Source organism: Pseudomonas folii (assembly GCF_014357575.1).
Classification (GTDB): domain Bacteria; phylum Pseudomonadota; class Gammaproteobacteria; order Pseudomonadales; family Pseudomonadaceae; genus Aquipseudomonas; species Aquipseudomonas folii.
Genome location: NZ_JACONW010000179.1, coordinates 1 through 10,039, shown reverse-complemented (window position 1 = coordinate 10,039; position 10,039 = coordinate 1). Strand labels below are relative to the sequence as shown.

9 protein-coding genes are annotated in these 10,039 nt (G+C 57.8%); 3 read left to right on the top strand and 6 right to left on the bottom strand.

The features are described from left to right. Positions 1 to 101: 101 nt before the first annotated feature. Genes H8S59_RS23940 through H8S59_RS23930 form a run of 3 tightly spaced genes read left to right on the top strand, consistent with a single transcriptional unit; the run spans position 102 to position 5,586 of the window. Positions 102 to 1,346 (top strand): exonuclease SbcCD subunit D C-terminal domain-containing protein, encoded by a 1,245-nt coding sequence (locus H8S59_RS23940; RefSeq protein ID WP_187523030.1) that lies wholly within the window; start codon positions 102 to 104, stop codon positions 1,344 to 1,346. Further along, on the top strand, positions 1,343 to 4,987 hold the full coding sequence (locus H8S59_RS23935; protein WP_187523029.1) for an AAA family ATPase: 3,645 nt from the start codon (positions 1,343 to 1,345) through the stop codon (positions 4,985 to 4,987). The genes H8S59_RS23940 and H8S59_RS23935 overlap by 4 nt, the downstream gene beginning before the upstream one ends. Then, positions 4,987 to 5,586 carry a glutathione S-transferase gene (locus H8S59_RS23930; RefSeq protein WP_187523028.1) on the top strand — a complete coding sequence of 200 codons (600 nt, stop codon included), beginning with the start codon at positions 4,987 to 4,989 and terminating at the stop codon, positions 5,584 to 5,586. Before H8S59_RS23935 ends, H8S59_RS23930 begins: the two co-directional genes overlap by 1 nt. 139 nt (positions 5,587 to 5,725) lie before the next feature. Here the strand turns inward: H8S59_RS23930 and H8S59_RS23925 are convergent, their stop codons facing one another. The 6 genes from H8S59_RS23925 to H8S59_RS23900 all read right to left on the bottom strand — a co-directional run bounded on the left by H8S59_RS23925 (position 5,726) and on the right by H8S59_RS23900 (position 9,932). Then, positions 5,726 to 5,929, bottom strand: a complete 204-nt coding sequence (locus H8S59_RS23925) for a hypothetical protein (protein WP_049826970.1) — start codon at positions 5,927 to 5,929, stop codon at positions 5,726 to 5,728. Beyond that, positions 5,926 to 6,099, bottom strand: a complete 174-nt coding sequence (locus H8S59_RS23920; protein WP_187523027.1) for a hypothetical protein — start codon at positions 6,097 to 6,099, stop codon at positions 5,926 to 5,928. The genes H8S59_RS23925 and H8S59_RS23920 overlap by 4 nt, the downstream gene beginning before the upstream one ends. Before the next feature lie 489 nt (positions 6,100 to 6,588). Beyond that, complete coding sequence (locus H8S59_RS23915) at positions 6,589 to 6,771, bottom strand: hypothetical protein (protein WP_095093329.1); 183 nt, start codon at positions 6,769 to 6,771, stop codon at positions 6,589 to 6,591. A gap of 178 nt (positions 6,772 to 6,949) precedes the next feature. After that, complete coding sequence (locus H8S59_RS23910) at positions 6,950 to 8,119, bottom strand: lactonase family protein (RefSeq protein ID WP_187523026.1); 1,170 nt, start codon at positions 8,117 to 8,119, stop codon at positions 6,950 to 6,952. Between the two features lie 94 nt (positions 8,120 to 8,213). Further along, positions 8,214 to 8,504 (bottom strand): DUF5629 family protein, encoded by a 291-nt coding sequence (locus H8S59_RS23905; RefSeq protein ID WP_187523025.1) that lies wholly within the window; start codon positions 8,502 to 8,504, stop codon positions 8,214 to 8,216. Positions 8,505 to 8,573: 69 nt separating this feature from the next. Beyond that, positions 8,574 to 9,932, bottom strand: a complete 1,359-nt coding sequence (locus H8S59_RS23900) for an MFS transporter (protein ID WP_187523024.1) — start codon at positions 9,930 to 9,932, stop codon at positions 8,574 to 8,576. Positions 9,933 to 10,039: the final 107 nt, after the last annotated feature.

Sequence of the window (10,039 nt, the reverse complement as noted above, 5' to 3'; positions counted from 1 at the left end):
GCCAAAAGAGGGGCAGGCACAGACGCCCTCTCCGACATGCACACAAATACAGATCATCGCGCATCGTCAAATCGTTTTGATTAAACAAACAAGGTAACTCCATGCGACTGTTCCACACCTCCGACTGGCACCTCGGCCAGAACCTTCATGGCCAGGAGCGGGACTTCGAACACGCCAGCTTTCTGAACTGGCTGCTGGCCCGGCTGAAAGAGCGTCAGCCCGACGTGCTGCTGATCGCGGGTGACATCTTCGACACCGTCAACCCGCCGGTCAAATCCCAGGAGCGGCTGTACGACTTCATCGTCAGCGCCCACGAGCAGCAACCGTTACTGACTATCGTGATGATTGCCGGCAACCACGACTCCGGTTCGCGCATCGAACTGCCCGCGCCATTGATGCGCCGCTTGCGCACCCATGCCCTGGGTCGCGTGCTGTGGCTTGATGACGGCACCCTGGATGTCGAACGCCTGTTGCTGCCACTGCCCGACGCCAAAGGTGAAATCGGCGCATGGTGCCTGGCTCTGCCCTTCCTGCGCCCCGCTGAAGTCACCGGCGCAACCCTGGGCGACGACTACTTGCGTGGCATTGGCCGGGTGCATGAACTGCTGATCGAAGCGGCCAACCTCAAGCGTCAGCCGGGTCAGGCCCTGATCGCCATCAGCCACGCCCACATGGCCGGTGGATCGGTGTCGGAAGACTCCGAACGCAGCCTGATCATCGGTAACGCCGAAGCCCTGCCCGCCAGCCTGTTCGGCCCGAGCATCACTTACGTCGCCCTCGGCCATTTGCACAAGCCGCAGCGGGTCAATGGCGAAGAGCGCATTCGTTACAGCGGCTCGCCGATCCCTCTGTCATTTTCGGAGATTGGCTATCAGCACCAGATTCTCGAAATAGACTGCGACGGCGAGCAACTGCGCAGCGTTGAAACCCTGCTGATCCCCCGCGCCGTCAACCTGCAACGGATTGGCCCGGCACCGCTGGCCGAGTTGCTGTTGCAGCTTAAGGATTTGCCGGACATCGACCTGCTGGCCGACGTTGATCGCCAGCCATGGCTGGAAGTTCGGGTCCGCCTGGACGAACCGCAGCCGGATCTGCGTAACCAGATCGAAGAGGCCCTGCAAGGCAAAGCCGTGCGCCTGGTACGGATCGGAGCAGAGTACGCGGGTAAAGGCAGCAATGACGGTGGCGACAGCGACGAGGGCCTGATCGAACTGGATCAGCTCAGCCCGCAGGAACTGTTCAGCCGCGCATGGCTGGATAACTACGGCAGCGAGGTCGACGAACAAACCCTGAGCGACTTCGCCACGCTGTTGCAGGAAGTCCAGCTGGAGAGCGAGCAACCATGAAAATTCTCGCCATCCGCCTGAAAAACCTTGCCTCCCTGGCCGGGCCGTTTGAATTGGATTTCACCGCAGAGCCCCTGGCCAGCGCTGGCTTGTTCGCGATCACCGGTCCTACCGGCGCGGGCAAAAGTACCTTGCTCGACGCGTTGTGTCTGGCATTGTTTGGGGCCATTCCACGCCTGAGCAACATCGGCCAGTCACGGGTCCCGGAAATCGACGGCGACATCAGCACTAACGACCCGCGCACCTTGTTACGGCGTGGCACCGGGAGCGGTTATGCCGAAGTGGATTTCGTCGGCATCGACAAACGCCGCTACCGCGCTCGCTGGGAAACCAACCGCGCACGTGACAACGCCGCAAAAAAACTCCAGGCCAGCCGCCAGACCCTGACCGACCTGGACAGCGAGCAGATCCTCAGCACGCAGAACAAATCCGAATACAAAACCATGCTCGAAGCCCGTCTGGGCCTGAACTTCGAGCAGTTCACCCGGGCGGTCATGCTCGCCCAAAGCGAATTCAGCGCCTTCCTCAAGGCGGATGACAAAGAGCGCAGCGAACTGCTGGAAAAGCTCACCGACACGGCTATCTATAGCCAGTTGGGCCGCCGGGCTTTCAGCAAGAGCAAAGAGGCAGAAAAGATCCACGACGATCTGAAATTGCTGGCCACCGGCATCGCGCCCATGCCGCCAGAGCAGCGCGCAGAACTGGAGCAACATTTCAGCGAAGCCCAACAACAGCTCAAGATCCAGCAAGCGCAACAGCGTCAGCTGGAACTCAAGCAGCAGTGGCTGACTGAACTGCTGCGCTTGCGTGACGAACACCAGAGCGCCAGTGAACAACTGGCCAGCGCCCAGCAAGACTGGGAAAACCAGCACAGCCAGCGTCAGTTGCTCGGCCAACTGGAACGCCTTGCACCGCAGCGACACCTGTTCGCCCAGCGCCATAGACTCGACGCCCAACTGAGCCCGCTCAGTGCGCAAATCGCTGAGCACGCACAACGCCAGAATGACCTGCAAGCACGACAAACCGGCCTTGAAGAAAAGCTGCTCACCGCCAATAACGCCCTCGAACAGGCTGAGCAACAGAAAAAAACCGCCGCACCGATCATTGGTCAGGCGTTCGAGCAGCAAGGCAACCTCACTCACCTGAACAAAGAAGTGCAGGACGCAACGCTCCACGCCGAAGCGGCCGAGCGGACAAAGGCCGACAGCCAGGCGGCGTTGAATCAGTTGCTCGATCAACAGCGCTTGCTGGACGAACGCCTGCAAACCATTGCCGAGCAACTGGAGAAAAGCGCCGTACTCGCCCCGTTGAGTAAAGCGTGGACGGCCTATCGGCCGCGTTTGCAGGAAGCCGTGAAACTCAGCGCGCGGCTGAATAAAGGCCGTGAAGAACTGCCGGAGCTGGAAAAGAACTCAACCCGTGCCGAGCAGGAACTGACTGACCGGCGCAATGCCTTGCAAGCGCTGTACAGCGAGGCGCAGGTCAAGGCCGAAGCGGTCAATGCCGAAATCCAGCGTCTGGGTCAATTGCTCCACGACAATCGTCAGCAACACAGCGCCATTGATTCACTGGAGCGCATTTGGCAACGCCATCAGGACATCGAAAAACGTCTGCAGGATGTCGAGTTGCAGCAACAGCAGGCCAACGAGCAGCGCAATAAAAGTATTGCCAGCGGACTGCAACTGAAAACTGAACACGAAGCCGCCGAGCAGGCGCTGAAAGTCACCGTCGAGTTGCTGCAACGTCAGCGTCTGGCCCGCAGCGCCAGCGTTGAAGAGCTGCGTGCGCAACTGGTCGATCAGCAACCGTGCCCGGTGTGTGGCAGCGAAGATCATCCTTATCATCAGTCCGACGCCCTGCTCCAGGCCCTGTCCGGCCATGACGACAGCGAAGAAAACAGTGCGCGGTTGAAGGTCAGTCAGCTCAGCGAAAAACTCGCCGAGTTGCGTGCCGAAGTCACCGAACTCAATGCCCGCCTCAAACAGGCCCGGCCGCAACTGGAACAGCTCACTGAGCAGCTGCAAAAGCTCGCACCTGAACTTGAAGCGCATCAGCTTTATGCGCGCTTACTGGAACAACCCGAGCAGCTACGCAGCGACTGGCTGAGCGAGCGGCTGCATGCGCTGACTGAAGAAATCGCCACCAGCGAACAGCGCCAGCGACTGTTGCTCAAAGTGCAGCAAGATGCCGAGCAGTTGCAGCAAAACGTACAAAGTGCTCGTGATGCCAGCCAGCACGCGATGAAAATGCTCGACGATCAACAGCGCAATATTGCGCTGGACAATCAGGCCTTTGAAGCCGCACTGCAAGAATTCGAACCGCTGCTGCCCGCTGAAAGCCTGTCACGCTGGCGTGAAGCGGCCACCGACAGTTTCATGCAACTGGACAACGACATCGCGCAGCGGCTGGAACAACTGGACCGCCAGCAGGAAGAGCAACAGGAACACACCGAGCGCGCACGCCGGATCGAACGGGAACAGGACAGCCAGCACAATCTGGAACAGGAGCGTGTGAAGCAGCAACAACGCCTCGCCGACCTCCAAGCCCAGCAACTGGCCAGCCAGCAACGCCTGACTGAAATGCTGGGTGGTCATGCCAGCGCCGAGCACTGGCAGCAACAACTTGAGACCTCGCTGGAGCAGGCCCGTCAGGCACAAGCTGCCGTCAGCGAAGAATTGCAACAGGCACGTAGCGAGTTGATCAAACTGGCCACCGGGCTGGAAAGCGAACAATCGCGCTTGCAGGCATTGCAGCAAGAGCTGGGGGAGCTGGATCAGCAGATCAGTCAATGGCGCAGCGCCCATCCCGAACTGGATGATGCCGCCCTGGAAGTGCTGCTCGGCTACAGCGATGAAGGTGTCAGCCAGCTGCGCCAACAATTGCAGCAGAGCGAAAAGACCCTGGAGCAAACCCGCATCCTGCTTCAGGAACGGGACAAACAACTGCAACAGCATCAGGCCCATCACAGCGATGTGACCGATGCCGAACAATTGACCGCCGCCTTGCTGGAGGCGCAAAAGCTGTGCGCTGAACAGGAACAGCAATGTGCTGATCTGCGCGCCCAACTGAGCGAAGACGAGCGCCGTAACAACGCCAGCCGCGAATTGCAGGAGCAGATCACCAACGCCCATAGCGAATACCTGCGCTGGGCAAGACTGGCGGCCTTGATCGGCTCGGCTGAAGGCGACCGGTTCCGCAAGATCGCCCAGGCCTACAACCTCGATTTGCTGGTGCATCATGCCAACGCCCAGCTCAAGCAACTGGTGCGGCGCTATCGCCTCAAGCGCGGTGGCAGCATGCTTGGTTTGCTGGTCATGGACACGGAAATGGGCGACGAGCTGCGCTCCGTGCATTCGCTTTCCGGCGGCGAAACCTTCCTGGTGTCACTGGCACTGGCCCTGGGTCTTGCCTCCATGGCGTCGAGCACGTTGAAAATCGAATCGTTGTTCATTGACGAAGGCTTCGGCAGCCTCGATCCGGAATCCCTGCAACTGGCCATGGATGCGCTGGATGGCTTGCAGGCTCAAGGCCGTAAGGTCGGGGTGATCTCTCACGTGCAGGAAATGCACGAACGGATCCCGGTGCAGATTCAGGTGCGACGTCAGGGTAATGGTTTGAGTACGGTAGAGGTCAGTCACTGATGGCAACCGTGCTTTACTCATTCCGCCGCTGCCCTTACGCCATGCGCGCCCGCATGGCGCTACGCTACTCAGGCTGCGTCGTGCAGATCCATGAAGTCAGCCTCAAGGCCAAACCGCCGGAAATGCTTGAGCGCTCGCCAAAAGGTACGGTGCCGGTACTGGTGCTTGAAGGTCAGGTGCTGGAGCAGAGTCTGGACATCATGCATTGGGCGCTGGCCCAGAATGACCCGGACAACTGGCTATTGATCGACGACGGCGACGGCCGCCGAGACATTCAGGCACTGATCGAAGAGAACGATCACGTGTTCAAGCAGCATCTGGATCGCTACAAATACTTCGTGCGCCACCCGGAATATCCCCAGGAACATTACCGGCAACTGGGCGAGGTGTTCTTGCAGAAACTGGAAGCGCGCTTGCAGCACCGGGATTTTCTGGTAACGGACCGGTTGAGTCTGGCAGATATCGCGGTCGCGCCGTTCATACGGCAGTTCAGCGCGGTGGATCCGGATTGGTTCGCCACAAGCCCGTATCCGAAGTTGCGTGGCTGGCTGGAGCGGTTCACTCAGTCAGCATTGTTTCGAGCGGTGATGGTGAAGTGACCATGGCCTACCGGTAACCGCAATCTTTTGTGGGAGCGGTGCTTGCCCGCGATAGGTACAACTCGGTCTATCCCAGAATTGCGTCCAGCCTTATCGCGGGCAAGCACCGCTCCCACAGGAAAGCGCACTGCCCGCCGCATTACACAACCACCCCAACCTTCTCCGGCCGGTTCCCCGCCAGCACTTTCTGCGCCCGGGATAGCTCGATGGCCTGAGCGATTTCATACCGGCATTCGATATTACGCGCCACCCCACCGACCGAGTTCTGGCCGATCCCCAGCAACGTACTGCCATTGATCATGACGGCAAGGCCCGCAGTTACCCACATTTTGCCGCCACTCACGATGGACGCTCCTGAGTATTCAGCGCTGCGCGATCAACAAGGGTTTGGGTCGAAGGGGCTGTCAGTTGCGGGTTCATACTGGTAACAGTAACCACTGCAATAAAAACCACATAAAGCGAAATGGCGATATAAGCGCTTTGTTTGATTGAGTGAAGAATGGCAGTGGCCATGGGTGTAACTCCGTAAGTTCCAGTGTTGTGTTGCCAGGCCGACAGGATCGTGGAAAACCGGAGTATTGAAAAACGATGGCTGGAGATAGCGAATATCAGTTGGGTTGATTATTGAACCGGTTTATCAATTCAATAGATAACCCTGTAGGAGCTGCCGAAGGCTGCGATGGCGGCGCGTCAGTAATACTGCTTTCGCAGCCTTCGGCAGCTCCTACAGATTGTTTAAACAGACAGGCAAAAAAAACCCGCATTCTATGAGAGATGCGGGCCAAGAGGGACTCATCCGGCGCTTTCGCGAGCAGGCTCACTGGCAGAATTTGCATGGCTCTGATACGCGATGATCAGACGGTCGCAAAAACCTGGGTAAGCGAACATGCTCGCGAAAGCGGCGTGATCTATTAACAAACAACCATCAACAACAGTGTTTTTTGCGAATCCATTCCCGGGTAGCGATACATTCGTTAACCGGGAATGGATTCAATCGCTTATTCATTGTTGAGTCTTGTGATCCAGTGCTGCGTAGAAATTAGCACTTTGCTGCAAGTATTTAGGGGTGTAAGTCTGAGTGGCGTGAGGCTTCTTGTCGGACACATCAACACTGGCATGGGCAGGCAATGCAACAGTGGCGGAAATGGCAGACGCGGCAATGATGGAGAAGATATTGAAGTTCATGGCGTTAACCCTCGGATGTTCTATTGAACTACGTTTCAAGTCTTGACCGTCTTGGCCGTGACTCAAACTTACCCCCGAGGGCGGCTCAGCCAAAATGTTTTGTAGCACTAGCTCATATCACTTGAATTGATAGAACCTCAGAACCCACGCGAAACGCGGGTTTGAGGTTCTGTCAGGATCACTTGCCAGTCAGGAACCGGAAGTCCGAAGGCGAATCGAAGTCGAGCTTTTGCACCGTTTCACCCAGCTGCCCGGTTTTCGGATCGACTTTCACGGTGACGATCTGATTGCTCTTCTGATTGGCGATTAACATGAACTGCCCGCTCGGGTCGATACGGAACTCACGGGGCTCCACACCTTCAACGGAACGACGCTGCACTTCCTTGAGCTGCCCTTTGGCATCGATGGCAAATACCAGCACCTGGTTGGCTTCACCGCGGTTGGCCACGTAAAGGAATTTACCGTCCGGCGAGGTGTGCAAGCCACCCGCGCCGACTTTCTGCTGCGCATCCTTGTTCTTCAGGTCCACCAGTTGAGTCTGCTTGAACACGCCATCGTGATAATCAAAGACAGCAACCTGAGCGACCATTTCCAGGGTCAGCCAGGCGTGCTTGCCGTCCTCGCTGAACAGCAAGTGACGCGGGCCACTGCCAGCAGGCAATTGCACGGTCGGCGTTTTGGCCGGCTGCAAAGGCTTGGCGCGATCGCCGTCATAGCTGAACACCAGCATCTTGTCGGCACCAAGATCGCTGGTCACCACATACTTGTCATCCGGCGTCGGGATCGCCGAGTGGACGTGGGAAGAGGCTTGGCGCTCAGGATTGACCTTGCTCGCGCCATGATCGTTGCTGACCTGAACCACTTCGGACAACTTGCCATCCTTGCCCACCGGAATCACCGCCAGCGCACCACCCGGATCGGGTTGCACGGCATAGTTGGAGACGAACAGGAAGCGCTGGTCCGGGCTGAGGCTGGAATGCGTCGGCTCGTCACCCTGGCTCTTCACCTGATTGATCGGGGTGATCTGATGGGTCTTGGCATCAATGGCAAAACTGCTGACCTTGCCCACAACATCCTTGCCGCCGGGACCGTTCTCGTTGACCACGAACAGGTGGCGCTGATCTTTGGAAAGGGTCAGCCAGGAAGGGTTGTCAGTCTTGATTACTTGCAGGGGTTTGGCATCGAGCTGGCCGGTCTGGCTATTGAAGCGGTACCGGTAAATACCTTCGCTGGAAGCCTGGGTGTAAGAGCCAATCAGTACGTCGTATTCAGTCATGCTTTGCGCCTGTATAGGAAAAGCGCTCATTGCGCCGGCCAGTGCCAGCCAAGGCAGAAATGTACGAGTCATGGGCAGAGCCTTCTTTTTTCAGGTTGTTATTGGGCGCCATCGACGCGCGAACAACGTTAAGACAGGCTTGCCGCTGATTGGTTTTATCCGGAGGTCAGTCCTCTTGCGCGTCGTCCTCGTCATCCTTGGTCGGGGTGAACGCTTCAAGGCATTTCATGCGGTAATCATGGGTACCGTCGGTGATCAGCCAGCATTCCTGAGCTTCATCGAAGGTCGCAGCATTGACCTGCTCCATCGTGAAACGCCAGGTCTTGCGCTCGCGACCATCCATGCACTCGAGGGTCAGAAAGTCGCCCAGGAAGAAATCCCAGGCATGCAGCCCGTCAATTTCCAGCATCGTGGCGTCTTTCAGGGCTGCGCTCATCGTCGTCGGATTGGTGGTCATGGCAGTCTTCGTCTGTGTAAAAGCGCGAATGATAGGCCAAAACCACCTTGGACAGAACCACCGTCACAATCAGGCAGTCGCTTCAACTGCGCCCGCCGAAGGTTTGTCGTGGGTGGTTTCGCGCACGTAATAACGGTTCGGAATCCCCCAGATAATAAGCGCCATGGCCAGCACGCAGACTGCGCACAGCACGTACAAGGCTGGAGTCGCCGCGCCCGTCAGATCCTTCACGCGTCCGACCATGAACGGCGCGATGATCCCGCCAAGCTGTCCGATGGAGTTGATCAGCGCAATGCCTGCTGCTGCGGCGAGGCCGCTGAGAAAGCGTGGCGGGATGGTCCAGAAAATCGGCATCCAGGCGATGATGCCGGTCATGATCATGGTCATGCCGATCATCAAGGGCAGCAGTTGACCGGGGAAGACGGCACACAACAGATACCCCGCCGCCGTGAACAACGCACAGCCCGCCATGTGCCAACGGCGCTCACCGCGTCGGTCGGAGCTCGCACCGATCAGCAAATTGCCGACCACTGCGCCTACATAAGGAATCACGGTCAGCCAGCCAATGGTCATGGTGTCGGCAACACTGGCGCTTTTGATCAACTGCGGCATCCAGAACAGCAAGCCTGTCAGGGCCATGACCAGACACAGGTAAATCACCGACATCACGTAGGTGGTCGGGTGTTTCCAGATGTCCTTGAAGGTTTGTGGTGTCTGTGGCTGGACCTCACGCGCCATACGCGCCAGCACCACTTTCTTCTCGGCGTCGTTCAGCCACTTGGCGTCTTCGATTCGATCGCAGACGAACCAGAACACCACGATGCCGAGCAAAACAGAAGGCAGGCCTTCAAGCAGAAATAGCCAACGCCAGCCGGGCATGCCCAGCACGCCGTCGAAGTGACCGAGGATCAAACCGGCGATGGGCCCGCCGACAATGCCGCACAGGCAGATCGAGCTTTTGAAATAAGAATTGACCCGGGCACGACGATTGCTCGGGTACCACTGGGTAAAGAAGTACAACACGCCAGGTACGAAGCCCGCTTCCATGACCCCGATCAGAAAACGCAGGGTGTAGAACCAGAACTCGGTCTGCACAAACATCATGCATGCCGACGTGATGCCCCAGGTGACCATGATCCGAGCAATCCATACCCGGGCGCCGATCTTGTGCAGGAGCATGTTGCTGGGGACTTCGAACAGAAAGTAACCGACAAAAAACAGACTGGCACCGAGGCCATAGACCGTCTCGCTGAAACCCAGATCGCTCTGCATCTGCAGCTTGGCGAAACTGATATTGACCCGATCCAGATAGGCAAACAGGAAGCAGAGGATAAACAGCGGAATGATCCGCCAGTTCACCTTGCGATAGATCTTGTCCTCGAAAGCGTCCTCGTCGAACGCTTCAATTGGCGCAGTGTGGGTGGTCATGTGCGCACCTCCTTGTTGTTATTGGTGGGTGTCGAACTGAAATGCGATCCTGTCGAGCGAGCCCTGTGGGAAATACTATGTTCGTCCACGAGATTTTAGGCGACGTG

Excerpts from the sequence above, each read along its gene's own strand:
- H8S59_RS23940 (WP_187523030.1), top strand. The coding sequence starts at position 102 with ATGCGACTGTTCCACACCTCCGACTGGCACCTCGGCCAGAACCTTCAT.
- H8S59_RS23935 (WP_187523029.1), top strand. The coding sequence starts at position 1,343 with ATGAAAATTCTCGCCATCCGCCTGAAAAACCTTGCCTCCCTGGCCGGG.
- H8S59_RS23930 (WP_187523028.1), top strand. The coding sequence starts at position 4,987 with ATGGCAACCGTGCTTTACTCATTCCGCCGCTGCCCTTACGCCATGCGC.
- H8S59_RS23920 (WP_187523027.1), bottom strand. The coding sequence starts at position 6,099 with ATGGCCACTGCCATTCTTCACTCAATCAAACAAAGCGCTTATATCGCC.
- H8S59_RS23915 (WP_095093329.1), bottom strand. The coding sequence starts at position 6,771 with ATGAACTTCAATATCTTCTCCATCATTGCCGCGTCTGCCATTTCCGCC.
- H8S59_RS23910 (WP_187523026.1), bottom strand. The coding sequence starts at position 8,119 with ATGACTCGTACATTTCTGCCTTGGCTGGCACTGGCCGGCGCAATGAGC.
- H8S59_RS23905 (WP_187523025.1), bottom strand. The coding sequence starts at position 8,504 with ATGACCACCAATCCGACGACGATGAGCGCAGCCCTGAAAGACGCCACG.
- H8S59_RS23900 (WP_187523024.1), bottom strand. The coding sequence starts at position 9,932 with ATGACCACCCACACTGCGCCAATTGAAGCGTTCGACGAGGACGCTTTC.